General features: G+C 48.2%; 13 protein-coding genes, 1 tRNA gene and 2 rRNA genes. 6 read left to right on the top strand and 10 right to left on the bottom strand.

Going from position 1 to position 16,223, the window contains the following annotated elements:
* The first annotated feature begins 23 nt into the window (after positions 1-23).
* Positions 24-1,253 carry a phosphoglycerate dehydrogenase gene (serA, locus tag JIG40_RS21745; protein WP_024373485.1) on the top strand — a complete coding sequence of 410 codons (1,230 nt, stop codon included), beginning with the start codon at positions 24-26 and terminating at the stop codon, positions 1,251-1,253.
* 85 nt (positions 1,254-1,338) lie between these two features.
* Here the strand turns inward: serA and ilvN are convergent, their stop codons facing one another.
* The 7 genes from ilvN to JIG40_RS21710 all read right to left on the bottom strand — a co-directional run bounded on the left by ilvN (position 1,339) and on the right by JIG40_RS21710 (position 9,613).
* Complete coding sequence (gene ilvN / locus JIG40_RS21740) at positions 1,339-1,833, bottom strand: acetolactate synthase small subunit (protein ID WP_020332142.1); 495 nt, start codon at positions 1,831-1,833, stop codon at positions 1,339-1,341.
* 1 nt (position 1,834) lies between these two features.
* Positions 1,835-3,556: an acetolactate synthase 3 large subunit gene (locus JIG40_RS21735; protein WP_199466083.1), complete on the bottom strand. Its 1,722-nt coding sequence runs from the start codon at positions 3,554-3,556 to the stop codon at positions 1,835-1,837.
* A gap of 427 nt (positions 3,557-3,983) precedes the next feature.
* A complete protein-coding gene (locus JIG40_RS21730) occupies positions 3,984-5,798 on the bottom strand; it encodes a long-chain fatty acid--CoA ligase (protein WP_199466082.1) in 1,815 nt (604 codons plus the stop codon).
* A gap of 176 nt (positions 5,799-5,974) precedes the next feature.
* Positions 5,975-6,934 carry a transcriptional regulator LeuO gene (leuO, locus tag JIG40_RS21725; RefSeq protein ID WP_199466081.1) on the bottom strand — a complete coding sequence of 320 codons (960 nt, stop codon included), beginning with the start codon at positions 6,932-6,934 and terminating at the stop codon, positions 5,975-5,977.
* 362 nt (positions 6,935-7,296) lie between these two features.
* A complete protein-coding gene (locus tag JIG40_RS21720; protein WP_199466080.1) occupies positions 7,297-8,343 on the bottom strand; it encodes an MJ1255/VC2487 family glycosyltransferase in 1,047 nt (348 codons plus the stop codon).
* Positions 8,340-8,873 (bottom strand): phosphatase PAP2 family protein, encoded by a 534-nt coding sequence (locus JIG40_RS21715; protein WP_020432374.1) that lies wholly within the window; start codon positions 8,871-8,873, stop codon positions 8,340-8,342. Before JIG40_RS21715 ends, JIG40_RS21720 begins: the two co-directional genes overlap by 4 nt.
* 107 nt (positions 8,874-8,980) lie before the next feature.
* Positions 8,981-9,613 carry a TetR/AcrR family transcriptional regulator gene (locus JIG40_RS21710; protein ID WP_047457655.1) on the bottom strand — a complete coding sequence of 211 codons (633 nt, stop codon included), beginning with the start codon at positions 9,611-9,613 and terminating at the stop codon, positions 8,981-8,983.
* A gap of 391 nt (positions 9,614-10,004) precedes the next feature.
* On the opposite strand from JIG40_RS21710, the gene leuA reads away from it, so the two are divergent.
* From leuA to JIG40_RS21685, 5 genes are all read left to right on the top strand, one after another.
* Positions 10,005-11,555, top strand: a complete 1,551-nt coding sequence (leuA, locus tag JIG40_RS21705) for a 2-isopropylmalate synthase (protein WP_020332134.1) — start codon at positions 10,005-10,007, stop codon at positions 11,553-11,555.
* Positions 11,556-11,616: 61 nt separating this feature from the next.
* Positions 11,617-12,708, top strand: coding sequence for a 3-isopropylmalate dehydrogenase (gene leuB, locus JIG40_RS21700; protein WP_199466079.1), 1,092 nt, complete (start codon positions 11,617-11,619; stop codon positions 12,706-12,708).
* Positions 12,709-12,766: 58 nt separating this feature from the next.
* The gene (gene leuC / locus JIG40_RS21695; protein ID WP_020332132.1) at positions 12,767-14,173 is read left to right on the top strand and encodes a 3-isopropylmalate dehydratase large subunit; all 1,407 of its coding nucleotides are present in this window, start codon (positions 12,767-12,769) and stop codon (positions 14,171-14,173) included.
* Positions 14,174-14,191: 18 nt separating this feature from the next.
* Positions 14,192-14,794, top strand: coding sequence for a 3-isopropylmalate dehydratase small subunit (gene leuD, locus JIG40_RS21690; RefSeq protein ID WP_020332131.1), 603 nt, complete (start codon positions 14,192-14,194; stop codon positions 14,792-14,794).
* A 93-nt stretch (positions 14,795-14,887) separates the two neighbouring features.
* The gene (locus JIG40_RS21685) at positions 14,888-15,676 is read left to right on the top strand and encodes a DUF547 domain-containing protein (RefSeq protein ID WP_143683481.1); all 789 of its coding nucleotides are present in this window, start codon (positions 14,888-14,890) and stop codon (positions 15,674-15,676) included.
* A gap of 111 nt (positions 15,677-15,787) precedes the next feature.
* Here JIG40_RS21685 and rrf (JIG40_RS21680) read toward each other — a convergent pair.
* From rrf (JIG40_RS21680) to rrf (JIG40_RS21670), 3 genes are all read right to left on the bottom strand, one after another.
* Positions 15,788-15,903 (bottom strand): 5S ribosomal RNA (rrf, locus tag JIG40_RS21680).
* A 35-nt stretch (positions 15,904-15,938) separates the two neighbouring features.
* A tRNA-Thr gene (locus JIG40_RS21675) sits at positions 15,939-16,014 on the bottom strand.
* A 63-nt stretch (positions 16,015-16,077) separates the two neighbouring features.
* A 5S ribosomal RNA gene (rrf, locus tag JIG40_RS21670) occupies positions 16,078-16,193 on the bottom strand.
* Positions 16,194-16,223 lie beyond the last annotated feature (30 nt).

Below are 16,223 nucleotides of genomic sequence, written 5' to 3'. Positions count from 1 at the left end.
TCCCATATTTAAGGACGAGAATAATGGCCAAAGTTTCACTGGAAAAAGACAAAATTAAAATCCTACTCCTTGAAGGACTTCATCCATCTTCAGTAGAAGTTCTGCAAGCTGCCGGCTATAGCAACATTGAATACCACAAGGGCTCCCTGGAAGAATCAGAACTGATCGAAGCCATTAAAGATGTTCACTTCATTGGTATCCGCTCGCGCACTAATCTGACCGAAAACGTCATCAACGCTGCAGATAAACTGGTTGCGATCGGCTGTTTCTGTATCGGTACGAACCAAGTTAACCTGAGCGCTGCAGCTAAACGTGGTATTCCGGTGTTTAACGCACCGTTCTCAAACACTCGCAGTGTGGCCGAGCTGGTTCTGGGCGAAATCCTGCTTCTGCTGCGCGGCATTCCGGAGAAAAACGCTCTGGCTCACCGCGGTATCTGGAAAAAGAGTGCCGACAACTCTTACGAAGCACGTGGAAAACGCCTGGGCATCATCGGTTACGGTCACATTGGTACTCAGTTAGGTATCATTGCTGAAAACCTGGGTATGCACGTTTACTACTACGACATTGAAAACAAACTGTCGCTGGGCAACGCCACTCAAGTTCACACCATGAGCGAACTGCTGAATAAATGTGACGTGATTTCTCTGCACGTGCCTGAAACTCCAGAAACTAAAAACATGATGGGCAAAGAAGAATTTGCACGCATGAAACCAGGCTCAATCTTCATCAACGCAGCGCGCGGCACCGTGGTCGATATCCCAGCGCTTTGCGATGCAATGGAATCGGGTCATCTGTCTGGTGCAGCCATCGACGTATTCCCGACTGAGCCAGCGTCAAACAAAGAAGCGTTTGAATCACCACTGATGAAGTTCGACAACGTGATTCTGACTCCGCACGTGGGCGGCTCAACTCAGGAAGCGCAAGAGAACATCGGTATTGAAGTCGCGGGCAAACTGGCGAAATACTCAGACAACGGTTCAACGCTGTCGAGCGTCAACTTCCCGGAAGTTTCTCTGCCAGAACACCGCAACACTTCTCGTCTATTGCATATTCACGAGAACCGTCCAGGTATTCTGACTCAAATCAACACCATCTTTGCTCAAGACGGTATCAACATTGCGGCGCAGTACCTGCAAACGTCTGCTGATATTGGCTACGTGGTTGTCGATGTTGAAGCGGAACGTTCAGAAGAAGCATTGGCGAAACTGAAAGAGATCGACGGCACGATTCGTGCGCGTATTCTGCACTAATGCAGCAAAATGGAGTCTCAGCTCCGTTTGATTGAGAAATAAAAAACCAGCCAAACGGCTGGTTTTTTATTTCATTGAATACTGATTAACCACGTAGCGCTCGTTCTCCACGCGCAATCCCAACAACACCACTGCGGGCCACTTCAATCACTTCGGTGACTTCAGCAATCGCATCAATAAAAGCATCGAGTTTTTCACTGGCACCTGCAAGCTGCACGGTGTATTGCGAGGCTGTCACATCCACAATCTGACCACGGAAAATATCAGCGGTACGTTTTACTTCAGCACGGGCAAAACCACTGGCTTTGACTTTCACCAACATCAACTCACGCTCAATGTGCTCAAACTCAGACACTTCCTGAACTTTCAGGACGTCGATCAGCTTATGCAGCTGCTTCTGGATTTGCTCCAGCTGCATTTCATCCGAGGTAGTTGTGATGTTCAGGCGTGATAACGTCTCATCATCAGTTGGCGATACGTTCAGACTCTCGATGTTGTAACCACGCTGCGAGAACAAACCGACAACACGAGACAGAGCACCTGGCTGGTTTTCTAGTAATAGCGAAATAATGTGTCTCATCTTAAGTTCTCTCCGTTTTGCTCAACCACATTTTGTCCATCCCCTCGCCTTTTATCTGCATTGGGTAGACGTGCTCCGTTTCATCAACGTTAATATCCACAAACACCAGTCGATCTTTCATCTCCAGCGCTTTCTTCAAGCCAGATTCCAATTCATCCGGTGTTGAAATTCGAATACCCACGTGACCGTAAGCTTCTGCGATAGCTGCAAAATCCGGCACAGAACTCATGTACGAGTTAGAGTGACGGCCCTGATAAATAATATCCTGCCACTGTTTCACCATCCCCAGAAAGCGGTTGTTCAGGTTGATGATTTTGACTGGAATATCGTACTGCAGTGCAGTCGACAGCTCCTGAATGTTCATCTGGATACTGCCATCCCCTGTTACCACCACCACTTCTTCATCCGGCATCGCAAACTTCACGCCCATACCAGCTGGCAGGCCAAAGCCCATCGTGCCAAGGCCACCCGAGTTGATCCAGCGACGCGGCTTGTTAAATGGGTAGTACAGCGCGGCAAACATTTGGTGCTGGCCCACATCTGACGCCACATACGCATCACCATTGGTGAGCTTATGTAAGGTTTCAATAACTTGCTGCGGTTTAATACGCTCAGCAGAGGTTTCGTAAGCCAGACACTGACGCTCGCGCCAGCTCTGAATCTCACTCCACCAGCTGTCCATCGCCTGCTCGTCATTACTGCCTTCCTGTTCGGCCAGCAGCTTGAGCATGGTTTCCAGCACCTGATCTGCCGAACCGACAATCGGCAGATCAACTTTGACGTTTTTCGAGATCGAAGACGGATCGATATCGATGTGCATCACTTTGGCATTCGGACAGTATTTTTCGAGGTTATTGGTGGTACGGTCGTCAAAACGGACGCCCACACCAAAAATCAGATCCGAGTTATGCATCGCCATGTTGGCTTCATACATCCCATGCATACCCAACATACCGAGGAAGTTTTTATGCGTACCAGGAAACGCGCCCAATCCCATCAGAGTACTGACGACTGGCAAGTTTAACGATTCTGCCAACTTGAACACTTGTTGGTGCGCTTCAGAGATGATTGCCCCACCACCGATGTACAGCACTGGCTTCTTCGCTTCCAGCAACGCTTTCAGTGCTTTTTTGATCTGTCCTTTATGACCCGATGTGGTCGGGTTGTAAGAACGCATCTTAATCGATTCAGGGTATTGGTACGGCAGTTTGATCTGCGGGTTCATCACGTCCTTAGGAAGATCGATCACCACCGGGCCGGGACGGCCAGTTGAGGCGATATAAAAGGCTTTTTTGATCGTATCAGGAATATCTTCCGCTTTCTTCACCAAAAAGCTGTGTTTTACGATCGGACGCGATACGCCGACAATGTCACACTCCTGGAATGCATCGTTACCAATCAGATTGGTCGCAACGTTACCAGAGATAACGATCATCGGAATGGAATCCATATAAGCAGTGGCAATACCAGTAACGGTATTGGTCGCACCCGGGCCTGAACAGACTAACACCACACCCGGCTTACCAGTTGCACGTGCGTAGCCATCGGCCATATGAGTTGCGGCTTGTTCATGACGAACGAGAACGTGTTTGATTTTGTCGGTTTTTTCGTGGAGGGCGTCGTAGATATCAAGAACGGAACCGCCAGGGTATCCAAAAATTTGTTCTACGCCTTCTTCGATCAGAGACTGAACCACCATCTCTGCGCCGGATAACATTGCCATATTTTCTCCTTACCAGTGCCAATCACAAGGTCAGTAAAAGGATCTGGTTATACATAGTTAGGGCTTATTCGTAGCCTAATTCGAAAACTCTCCGCTTTCGGCTATGTCCCGTACTTGTCATAACAAGCACTAAGGTAACGCAACAACTGTAACGCTTTCTTTTCATCAGGTCTAACGGTGAAAATGGCGCATTTTTAACAAGATATGGCAAAAAAACGGATATTAAGTATTCAATTCCAAATCTGACGCGAGATTCAGACCAGAGAGCAATTTAGTGGATTAAAAAAAGTGGAATATTTTGTTAGAGCCAAATAAAAACCACAGAAAATAGGTAAGAGCGATGGATTTTGTCACTGCGTAAAAATAAACATCCCCGTAAGGAAAACCTGGCGGGGATATAAAGGCTCGGTATAAAGCGGAAACAAACCTAAGAACGTTTGTCTTTTGGCTTATCTTGGTACATTTCTTCGATTTCATCCTGATAACGGTCATTAATGACTTTTCTACGCAGTTTTTGCGTTGGTGTCAGTTCACCATCATCCATCGAAAAGGCTTTTGGTAGCAACTTGAAGCGTTTGACTTGCTCAAACTTAGCTAAGCCATGTTGTAACTCGTTCACCCGCTTTTCAAACATCTCAATGATTTGGCTGTGTTTGATCAGCTCCAGACGATCATGATATTTGATGTTCAGCTCTTTGGCGTACTCTTCCAAAGTATCAAAACATGGCACGATCAACGCGGACACAAACTTGCGCGTGTCAGCAATGACAGCGATCTGCTCGATAAAATGATCCTTGCCAATCGCGCCTTCGATCACTTGCGGTGCAATGTATTTACCACCTGACGTTTTCATCAGCTCTTTGATACGGTCAGTAATAAAAAGGTTACCCTGCTCGTCAATATGTCCGGCGTCGCCCGTTTTCAGGAAGCCATGTTCATCAAACGACTGTGCCGTTTCTTCCGGCATCTTGTAGTAGCCACGCATCACCATCGGGCCACGAACCAAAATTTCATTGTTCTCACCAATTTTCACCTGAGCACCCGGCATAGCCATGCCGATTGAGTCCGGGTCAAAACATTGGTCATCCCAACAGGAGACAGTCGCGGTGGTTTCGGTCATGCCGTAGCCCAGTTTGACATTAATACCGATGGCGTGGAAAAAGCGGCCAATGGTTTCGTCCAGCTTCGCACCGCCACAAGGCATAAAGTTAATACGTCCACCTAATAACGCACGCAGTTTACTCAGCACCAGTTTGTCTGCCAACTGATGGCTCTTTTTCAGTAGCCAGGATGGCGAGCGTTTTTCCTGATGACACAACGCCATCTTCGCGCCCATGTTGACCGACCAGGTGAACATGACTTTACGATGCAGCGGCGCGCGGGCGACTTTTTCATGAATCGCCGAGAAGATTTTTTCATAGAATCGCGGAACTGCACACATCACAGTCGGACGGACCTGACTCAGAGCATCACGCACCTGCCCCACGTCCTGCAAATAGCAGTTGGTTGCACCTTTATACAGCACGTAGCAGGTCCAAGCGCGCTCAAACACATGTGACAGCGGCAGGAAACACAGCGACACGTCATCACGGCTCAGGTTCAGGCGCAGATCATGACCTTCAAGCTGCGCGCCGACATTGCGGTAATCGAGCATCACGCCTTTAGGTTTACCTGTAGTCCCCGAGGTATAAATCAGTGTAAACAGATCATCATCGCTGGCCTGATCCAGACGTTCATCAAGCAACGCGCGCGATGTATTCTCGCCCAAAGCAACAAACGCTTTCCAGCTCATGGCAAATTCAAAGTCGCCAAGCTCAATCGCATCACTCATCGCCACGATCAGCTGGAGTTGACCACATTGTTCAAACATGGCGACGGCAGCATCAAACTGCGGCTGTTCGCCAACAAACAACACTTTGACATCCGCATCCTGCAGAATGTAAGCAGCCTGTTCGGCAGTATTGGTCGGGTAAATCGGCACGGTTACTGCCCGGATCTGCAACGCTGCAAAATCGGCGATCGTCCATTGAGGCATATTGTTGGAAAAAATCCCGATCTTGTCCTGAACATCCATTCCGAATGTCAGTAACGCCATCGACATTGCATCCATCTCATCGCCAAACTGAGTCCAGCTGATGCCCTGCCATTCGTTGTCCATTTTATGTTTCAACGCGATACGACTACCGCCAGAAGCAACCTGCTCCCGAATGCGTTTTACGATATGAAAATCTAAATTGGCCATCTTATTTACCTATAGCTTACACCTGTAAGCTCTTTTGAGCGCACAAGTGTACATTCAGCCTTAAAAAAGGCAACTGACGGATGTCAAAGTTATCAACTAAACCTTGGCTTACAGCCAATAAAAAAGCCTTAGATCAGGGCTTCCTAACCTAAGGCTAAATAAAGAGGCGTTTGGCGTTATTTCAACGCAACCACTTCTCCGCAAATCATCATCAATTGATCTCGTAACCAAATGTGTCCTTTGTCTTTTTCGCTTGATTCGTGCCAGCTCAGATAACCACTGATGCTGCCATTATCAAACGGGAATTCCAGAACTTGGAGCTGATCTTTATTGGCGGCATTTTCTACCATCCAACGCGGCGCAATCGTCACCAGTTCAGACTGACCGACCACGTAGAGTACGTTGCTCAGGCTGGTGCCTTCATAGCTTGGCTGGCAATCCAAATCACGATACGCCTGTTCAGAGAAGCTGCGTTGACCATGAATTTTTGACAGTTTAGCGTGTTGCTCGTTGGCCAGCGCTTCACGAGTGACTGCACCCTGCATGCGAGGGTGAGATTTTGCAGCCACTACCACCAGCTCATCCTGGAAGATTTCGGTGCTGGAAAAACCCTGCTCGTCAAAGCGAGCATAATCAATCACAAAGTCAATTTCCTGGTAGCGCATGCGCTCAGCCAGTTTGCGATCGAATTCCGCATCCAGATGCAGCTGCACACTTGGCGCCTGCTCATAGATGCTGGATATAATTTTAGGTGCAAAACGGATATCACATGGGCTGCAAATTGCCAGTTTAAACAGGCGGGTCGATGTCTCCGGAGAGAACACGGAACTTGGCAGTTCATTACGGATCAGTTGCAGTGCCTGACGAATAGGACCGAAAAGCTGACGAGCTCGTTGGGTTGGCTGAATACCACGTCCCTGGCGCATAAAGAGTTCATCATTGAACATCACTTTCAGACGAGCAACCGCGTTACTGACTGCAGGTTGTGACATTCCGAGATTGTGCGCGGCACGAGTAATATTCTGCTCTTGCATTACGGCATCGAAAACCGTCAACAGGTTGAGGTCCACACCACGTAGAGTGCTTTCCATTCGATAGCTCGCAATCGCGCTCATCGGATCTTTTTTGTCTAACATTAGGCACGCCTCTTATTGTTATTCTGATCTATGTCGCTGGATGATCAGTGACACAATGAATTTGGGTTGGCGAATAGATAACCGCTATTTGTAGTATTTATTCCCCAGATGTTTCCGGGCTGGCCGTTACTATCAACCATTAATTTATCGAATAGCAATAAGATTGATAAAATCTCAGTTTATTTTACCCAATTAGAAAAAAAGCCAATATTTTTCAAAATATTAGCTTTTTATAAAAAAACATAAAAATCGATATCAATGGCTTTTTTATAAAACATTGACGAGATTAATGATTGAACTTATGCGCAACAACTAATATTCACGCTCGCTATAAGTTAGCATTTTTGCAATCTACAGCGTCATTAATTAATGGAAACGTAACTCGGGAAGTCGACTTGCTGCCACAGTGAATGACAAAGTTCAGAATGATCATGCCAGCGTCCCTGCAATACCCAGTCGGCGATCGCATTGGCGACATTCGGATAGACCACGCGTTCAGCCTGCTTTTCATCCAACCACTTACTCACCGCAGAAGCGTCAAGAAAATCCATCACCGAAGCGAGCCCCAAAATATCTAAGGTCGCGACATTACTTTGTTGTTCAAACTGGCCATTCAGCGGTTTCAGTAGCAGCTTTTTGCCCAACGAGAGCGCCTCAGAAGGCAATTCAAATCCGCCATTGGCAATCACACCAGCACAGTGCTGCAGATGCTGGTGAAATTTGCTGTGACATAGTGGGCGTAATTCAACATTCTCAATCACCTCTTCTTCCATCACATTCGGGTGATAGAAAACAAAATGTTGATTCACAAAACGAAACAGTAACTCACACACATGGTCAATCTGCTCAAACGGCAAATAGACCAGAATGTAATCCTGACTGATGGAGGAAAGCCCGGCCGTATGCACAATCGGTGGCAGGATTGGCTGGTCAAAGTGATACCAATGCAACCCCAGATGATAATCGGCAGGCGCAAAGCGTTGCATGATCAGCTTGTCCAGCCAATTCGCTCCTTTGAGCGGTACCGGATAGCGGAATGCGTTCTGGTGACTGATGCCAATACAAGGAATGCCCTGACGCTTGGCAGCCCAGGCTGAGACAGGTTCAAAGTCGTTAATAATCAAATCGTAAGCAGACAAATCAAGCTGCTTAATTTCTCGCATTAACTGCATCGGGCTGTTGTTAAAAGCCGTTTTGACGTAATTAACTTGCCCCTGATGAGTCGAGAACGTCAATCCGCGGCGAGTTTGGTAACGGCCAAAACATTCCATCGAAAAATACTTGTTCTGCTCACGACCTGAAAAAAGAAAATCAACGTTTGCATCGCGCTGTGAAAATGCTTCACACATCGCGCGCGCGCGCGTGATGTGGCCATTGCCTGTACCTTGTACGCCATACAATATTTTCAAGCCATATACTCCAGCAGTGTGAATGAGAGCGTGGCACATCCCGTTCCCAGCATGGCACCAATAATCACATCAGTAAGAAAATGAACCCCAAGCAGAATACGCGCACTGCCAATTAACACCGCCCACATCAGTGCAAGGCCGTAGATTTCCGGGTAAAACTGCCCGATGAGCGTTGCCATTACAAAAGCCGCAGCGGTGTGCCCTGAAGGTAAACTGTAGCGATCAGATGGTGTGATAAAAGCCGTCAGCAGTGGTGAGAGCTCTTGTGGGCGGCGGCGCTGAAAACTGTTTTTCAGCCCCCAATAGATTGGCAGTTCGATCGCAAAGGCGAGCAAGCCAGCCAACAGAAAATACTGGCCGTGTTGACCATCCAGCCACCATGCCAGAGCGCCAAACAAAGCATAAAGATGACCATCGCCGGTATGCGAGACTGCTTTGCTTACGCGGGCAATAGGTTGATTGAATTTGTGCTGTAAGCAGAAAATTGAAAAGGCTAAGTCCAGCTTAGCGATAGGCTCGATGGCACGCATAAGCACCTCCTCTCCTTGTTGAGTCTCCTATCTAGGCACAAGATAAGAGGAGGAGATGACAAATCCGTGATGCTTTGTTTGTAAATGGATGACAATCAATGCGGATGCTAATCCACGATTAGAAAGCCCTGCTCCATTAAGCGAATGTTGTGTTCAATCAAACGATCCAGAAACTCCTCATTGAGTTCAATACCATGCACGGCCAGCAAAGCCCGCGGGGCGATAAACGGAAACACCATCAAGCTGATATAAGAGACCCTGCAAAGCTGAGGATCTACATCGGGACGAACCACGCCACGCTGAATCAATTTCTGGAACATCATATCCTGAACAGGTTTAGTCACATCCAGAATCACTTTTTCGATCAACTGGCGCTGCAGTTCCGATGGCGGCATCTGCATCACCTGCATGATCAAGCGCGGGAAATGTGGCACCTTAATCATCTCGCGATAGTAGGTCCGCATCACTTCAGTCAGGTTCTGGTGATTGCTGTCTGCCAGCAGATGATCGATCTGCTCTTTCATAGGAGCCAGCGTTTCACGCAACATGGTTTCAAACAGCCCTCCTTTGCTGCCAAAGTAGTAGCGAATCATGCCAATATCGACTTGCGCTTTTTGGGCAATCAACCGGGTCGACACTTTGTCGTAATCCATCACGGTGAACAGTTCTTTGGCGTGCTGCAACAGCAATTCACGCACATCCGTGGGTTGTTGAGGACGCCCCGCTTTCCTTGTACTCATTTTTGATTCCGCCTATTCATCAATCGATGAATTATAGAAGTATCTTTTGTGACTGAATAGCATCAGGATAAAAAACCGCCGACTCAGCAGAAAATGCTAATTTTCAGAGCCTTGAAACCAAAAGCTCTTGAGCATGAATAAAAAATCAACTTTAGGGTTGACGTCACTCAGCGAGTGCGGTACTAATTTGTTAACTTAAATTGTGGATTGTTACTAATGACAACTCGTTTTTCTCTACTCCTGAGCCTGCTCCTTATCGTGAACCAATCGCGCGGGTAGGCTGTGGAAGAAAGACACCACAACAGAAACACAAAAACCCGCACATGATGCGGGTTTTTTTATAACTAAATCCAGGAAGTAAACGATTAACTCTCGGAATGAGGAAGCAAACATGAACGATCAGGTCATTATATTCGACACCACCTTACGCGATGGTGAACAAGCATTATCAGCCAGCTTAACCGTTAAGGAGAAGCTGCAAATTGCTTTCGCACTCGAGCGTCTGGGTGTCGACGTGATCGAGGCAGGCTTCCCTGTATCATCACCTGGCGATTTCGAATCCGTACAAACCATCGCCAAACATATTAAGAACAGTCGCATCTGTGCACTTTCGCGAGCCGTTGCGAAAGACATTGACGCCGCTGCCGAAGCGTTAAAAGTCGCTGAAGCCTTCCGTATTCACACCTTCCTTGCTACTTCCACCATTCACGTTCAAGACAAATTACGCCGCACTTACGACGATGTGGTCGAGATGGCCGTCAAAGCCGTGAAACATGCACGTCAGTACACTGACGATGTGGAATTCTCCTGTGAAGATGCGGGCCGTACTCCCATCGACAACCTATGTCGTATGGTTGAAGCTGCCATTAATGCGGGAGCAAGCACCATCAACATTCCAGATACCGTGGGTTACACCCTGCCAAGCGAATTTGGTGGCATCATTGAGCAACTGTTCAATCGAGTACCTAACATCGATAAAGCCGTGATTTCCGTACACTGCCACGATGACTTAGGCTTGTCCGTTGCCAACTCCATTGCCGCTGTGCAAGCCGGTGCCCGTCAGATTGAAGGTACCATTAACGGTATTGGTGAGCGTGCGGGTAACTGTGCGCTGGAAGAAATCGCGATGATCATCAAAACGCGTCAGGATTTACTTGGCGTGACCACCAACTTCAAACACGATGAAATCAGCCGCACCAGCAAACTGGTTAGCCAATTGTGCAATATGCCGATTCAAAGCAACAAAGCTATCGTCGGTGCCAACGCCTTCAGCCACTCTTCAGGTATCCACCAGGACGGCATGCTGAAGAACAAAAACACCTACGAAATCATGACTCCAGAGTCCATTGGTCTGAAAAACCAAGCGTTGAACCTAACCAGCCGCAGCGGCCGCGCAGCGGTGAAGAGCCACATGGAATCCATGGGTTACAACGAAAACGAATATAACCTAGACGCCCTGTACGAAGACTTCTTGAAATTAGCCGACCGTAAAGGCCAGGTATTTGACTACGATTTGGAAGCGTTGATGCATTTCTCTAATCTGCGTGAAGAAGATGATTTCTATAAATTGAACTACTTGAGCGTGCAATCTGGTAGTGTAATGGCGACCACCTCAATTAAGCTGCAATGTGGCGATGATGAGAAGTGTGAAGCGGCCGTCGGTAATGGCCCGGTCGATGCTCTATATCAGTGTATTTACCGCATCACTGGTTACGATATCGTACTGGATAAATTCGACCTGACTGCGAAAGGGGAAGGCGAAGATGGATTGGGCCAGGCTGACATTATTGCTAACTACAAAGGCCGTAAATATCACGGTACCGGTGTATCTACCGATATCGTTGAAGCCTCAGGTCAGGCGCTGCTGCATGTCATCAACAGCATTCATCGCGCAGACCAAATCGCCGAAATCAAACAGAAAAAGAAAGTAGCGTCGGTGTAATGCCGCCGCTATCACAAACACAACTTTGAACGAATAACGATTAAATAAGTAAAGGATTCGCATGACAGACAAAACTTACAAGATTGCCGTACTTCCGGGTGATGGCATCGGCCCAGAAGTAATGCAGCAGGCACACAAAGTGCTGGACGCTATCGAACAGAAATTTCAGTTAGCTTTCGTGCGTGAAGAACATGATGTCGGCGGTATCGCGATTGACAATCACGGTTGCCCACTCCCAGAAAGCACGCTGCAAGCTTGTGAAGATTCTGACGCGGTTCTGTTCGGTTCAGTTGGCGGTCCGAAATGGGAACATCTGCCACCCAATGATCAGCCTGAGCGTGGTGCACTGTTGCCTCTGCGTAAGCATTTCCAACTATTCTGCAACTTGCGCCCGGCGCAAATCCACAAGGGTTTGGAAGCATTTTCACCATTGCGCGCTGACATCTCTGACCGCGGCTTTGACATTGTTGTGGTTCGCGAGTTAACCGGTGGCATCTACTTCGGTCAGCCCAAAGGCCGTGAAGGCGAAGGCGCCAATGAGAAAGCGTTCGACACCGAGGTGTACCACCGCTTTGAGATTGAGCGTATTGCCAAGATTGCGTTTGAGTCTGCACGTCCGCGTCGTAAAAAAGTCTGTTCTATCGATAAAGCCAACGTGCTGCAAAGCTCTATTCTGTGGCGTGAAGTGGTCAGCGAGATTGCCAAAGATTACCCGGATGTCGAGCTATCACACATGTACATCGACAACGCGACCATGCAGCTGATTAAAGATCCTGCGCAGTTTGATGTGATGCTGTGCTCCAACATCTTTGGTGACATCATCTCTGATGAATGCGCCATGATCACAGGCTCGATGGGCATGCTGCCTTCGGCAAGTATGAACGAAAGCAAATTCGGCCTGTATGAACCAGCAGGCGGCAGCGCACCGGATATCGCGGGTAAGAACATCGCTAACCCGGTTGCGCAGATCCTGTCAGCCGCTCTGATGCTACGTTACAGTCTGGGTGAAGAAGAAGCGGCTCAAGCGATTGAAACCGCAGTAGGCAAAGCGCTGTCAGCCGGTCAGCTAACGGCGGACCTGGCGGGCAACAAACCTGCACTGTCGACCAGTGAAATGGGCGATATCATCGCCGCCTACATTCAGAACGCATAATTCGCAGAGCCGGCGACGCTCCGGCTCCATTTAGCTCTTTGAGCTCAAGGAAGAAGCAATGTCACAAGCAAAAACCTTATACGAAAAAATCTATGATGCGCACGTTGTCGTTGCGGCGCAGGGCGAGAACCCAATTTTGTACATCGATCGTCACTTAGTGCACGAAGTGACTTCTCCGCAAGCCTTTGATGGCCTGCGTGAAAAAGGGCGCCAAGTGCGCCAGGTCGGTAAAACATTCGCCACCATGGACCATAACGTGTCAACCACCACTAAAGACATCAATGCCTCTGGTGAAATGGCTCGCATCCAGATGGAAACGCTGTCAAAAAACTGTGAAGAGTTCGGTGTGACTCTGTATGACATCAACCACAAATATCAGGGTATCGTCCATGTCATGGGACCAGAGTTGGGCATTACTCTGCCAGCAATGACCATCGTATGTGGTGACTCACACACCGCAACACACGGCGCGTTTGGCTCACTAGCGTTTGGTATCGGTACATCAGAAGTAGAACACGTACTGGCGACACAAACATTGAAGCAAGCCCGCGCCAAAACCATGAAAATCGACGTTCAGGGTAAAGTGGCACCGGGCATTACCGCGAAAGACATCGTGCTTGCGATCATTGGCAAGACCACTGCAGCAGGCGGTACAGGTTACGTCGTTGAATTCTGCGGCGAAGCGATTCGCGACCTGTCCATGGAAGGCCGCATGACCGTGTGTAACATGGCGATCGAACTCGGCGCCAAAGCGGGCTTAATTGCGCCGGATGACACCACCTTCAACTACATCAAAGGTCGCAAGTTCGCGCCGACTGGCGCAGATTGGGATGCGGCAGTGGAATACTGGCAAACCTTTAAGACTGATGAAGATGCACAGTTTGATGCTGTGGTGACGCTCAACGCTGCCGACATCAAACCACAAATCACTTGGGGCACGAACCCAGGTCAGGTTATCGCGGTCGATCAACCGATTCCATCTCCAGCCTCATTCAGTGATCCGGTTGAGCGCGCTTCGGCTGAAAAAGCGCTGGCCTACATGGGCTTAGAAGCGGGTAAAATGCTGGCTGACTACAAGGTAGACAAGGTGTTTGTCGGTTCTTGTACCAACTCGCGCATTGAAGACATGCGTGCCGCAGCTGCCGTAGCGAAAGGCAAGAAAGTAGCAGGTCACGTTCAGGCTCTGATCGTCCCAGGTTCAGAGCAAGTTAAAGCTCAGGCGGAAGCTGAAGGCCTGGATAAGATCTTTATCGAAGCAGGTTTTGAATGGCGTCTGCCGGGTTGTTCGATGTGTCTGGCGATGAACAATGACCGCTTAGGTCCAGGAGAACGCTGCGCATCAACGTCAAACCGTAACTTCGAAGGTCGTCAGGGTCGCGATGGTCGTACTCACCTCGTCAGCCCGGCGATGGCCGCGGCCGCCGCAATTGCAGGCCACTTCGTCGATATTCGTGAAATTAACTAAGGACAGAGGAAATATTCAATGGCAGGTTTTCAACAACATACAGGCTTAGTGGTTCCTCTGGATGCGGCAAACGTCGATACGGATGCTATCATTCCAAAGCAATTTCTGCAGAAAGTAAACCGTATCGGTTTTGGTAAGCACCTATTCCACGACTGGCGCTTCCTTGATGATGCGGGTCAACAGCCAAATCCGGATTTCGTGATGAATAAACCGCGTTATCAAGGGGCTAGCATTCTGCTGGCGCGTGAAAACTTCGGTTGTGGTTCGTCGCGTGAACATGCTCCTTGGGCGCTGGCTGATTACGGCATTCGTGTCATGATCGCGCCAAGCTTTGCGGACATCTTCTATGGTAACTCCATTAACAACCAAATGGTGCCTGTTCGTCTGACCGAACAAGAGGTAGATGAACTGTTTACTTATGTTGAGGCCAACGAAGGTGCAGAAATTACTGTCGACTTAGAGTCAATGACAGTATCCGCAAATGGAAAAAGTTATTCATTTGAGATTGACGAGTTTCGTCGTCACTGCTTACTGAATGGCTTGGACAACATCGGTCTAACTCTGCAACATGAGAGCAAAATTGCCGAATATGAAGCGAAAATCCCAAGCTTTCTGAAATAACCATACGGGCTGCTTCGCAGCCCTTTTTTATCCCTGAAAGAAAGTCCAACATCATCGGGTCTTATCAGCACGATACTAAACCGGTCCAATGTTATGAAACCTCTTATCGCCATTCTGTTATCAACCTTATCTGCCACAAGTTGGGCTGCACCTAAAGCTGAACTTTGGCCTCTTTGGAACAGCAGCTCAGTAACTCAATCGGTATCCATTTCACATCAAGCCTGGCAGCAAATACTTGACCGCTACTTAGTCACACAAGGTGAATACAGCTTGTTCCGTTATTCTGCCGTGAGCAATGAGGATCAGCAGTCTCTCAATCACTACATCGAATATCTTAGCAATATTGACCCTCGCACGTTAACGAAGCCTCAGCAGTATGCCTATTGGGTCAATCTGTATAATGCAACAACGGTGCAGTTGATCATGGCGAATTACCCGGTATCTTCCATCACCAAATTAGGTAGCTGGTTAAGCTTTGGCCCTTGGGATGAAGAGCTGCTTACGATTCAAGGTCAGGCGGTAACATTAAATGATATCGAGCATCGCATTTTACGCCCGATTTGGCGTGACCCTCGGACCCATTATGCGGTGAACTGTGCCAGCTTAGGTTGTCCCAACTTGCAAGGAGAGGCTTTTACAGCAGAGAACCGTGAACGATTATTGGAGCGAGCGGCACGCACGTTTATCAATAGCACGAAAGGCGCACACAAAGAGGGAAATCAGTGGGTCATTTCTTCCATTTACGACTGGTTTAGCGAAGACTTTGGCTCCCAACAAGCACTGATACAGCATTTAGCCACCTACCGCCCCGAACTTGCAGATTATCAAGGCAAGTTGAAATACGAGTATAACTGGCAACTCAATGACCAGAAGAACAAATAGTAAAAAGCCTCGATACAATCGAGGCTTTTTACTTGGATAGAATAGTGTGTGATAACGTTATTAGCTGAAAACGAGAAAGCCCTGACTTTTCAGTCAGGACTTTAGAATAGAGCCTGGCGATGTCCTACTCTCACATGGGGAAACCCCACACTACCATCGGCGCTACTTCGTTTCACTTCTGAGTTCGGAATGGAATCAGGTGGGTCCAAAGTGCTATGGTCGCCAAACAAATTTTTTGACCGCGTGTCGCGTATCGAATAAATGGTGCTGATACCCAGAATCGAACTGGGGACCTCATCCTTACCAAGGATGCGCTCTACCGACTGAGCCATATCAGCACACGAAATCTTTTGTCCGTGGACTAAAAAAGCCCGTCTGACAACGGGCTCTTAAAATTTAAAGCCTGGCGATGTTCTACTCTCACATGGGGAAACCCCACACTACCATCGACGCTGTTTCGTTTCACTTCTGAGTTCGGAATGGAATCAGGTGGGTCCAAAACGCTATGGTCGCCAAGCAAATTCTTAAAATTCGGAAAGCTGTTTTT

This window comes from Vibrio sp. bablab_jr001 (genome assembly GCF_016464285.1).
GTDB lineage: Bacteria > Pseudomonadota > Gammaproteobacteria > Enterobacterales > Vibrionaceae > Vibrio > Vibrio fluvialis.
The sequence above is the reverse complement of the archived record's forward strand: the minus strand, read 5'-3'. Positions and strand labels throughout refer to the sequence as shown.

Coding starts and splice junctions, on each gene's coding strand:
- serA (WP_024373485.1), top strand. CDS start 24: ATGGCCAAAGTTTCACTGGAAAAAGACAAAATTAAAATCCTACTCCTT.
- ilvN (WP_020332142.1), bottom strand. CDS start 1,833: ATGAGACACATTATTTCGCTATTACTAGAAAACCAGCCAGGTGCTCTG.
- JIG40_RS21735 (WP_199466083.1), bottom strand. CDS start 3,556: ATGGCAATGTTATCCGGCGCAGAGATGGTGGTTCAGTCTCTGATCGAA.
- JIG40_RS21730 (WP_199466082.1), bottom strand. CDS start 5,798: ATGGCCAATTTAGATTTTCATATCGTAAAACGCATTCGGGAGCAGGTT.
- leuO (WP_199466081.1), bottom strand. CDS start 6,934: ATGTTAGACAAAAAAGATCCGATGAGCGCGATTGCGAGCTATCGAATG.
- JIG40_RS21715 (WP_020432374.1), bottom strand. CDS start 8,873: ATGCGTGCCATCGAGCCTATCGCTAAGCTGGACTTAGCCTTTTCAATT.
- JIG40_RS21710 (WP_047457655.1), bottom strand. CDS start 9,613: ATGAGTACAAGGAAAGCGGGGCGTCCTCAACAACCCACGGATGTGCGT.
- leuA (WP_020332134.1), top strand. CDS start 10,005: ATGAACGATCAGGTCATTATATTCGACACCACCTTACGCGATGGTGAA.
- leuB (WP_199466079.1), top strand. CDS start 11,617: ATGACAGACAAAACTTACAAGATTGCCGTACTTCCGGGTGATGGCATC.
- leuC (WP_020332132.1), top strand. CDS start 12,767: ATGTCACAAGCAAAAACCTTATACGAAAAAATCTATGATGCGCACGTT.
- leuD (WP_020332131.1), top strand. CDS start 14,192: ATGGCAGGTTTTCAACAACATACAGGCTTAGTGGTTCCTCTGGATGCG.
- JIG40_RS21685 (WP_143683481.1), top strand. CDS start 14,888: ATGAAACCTCTTATCGCCATTCTGTTATCAACCTTATCTGCCACAAGT.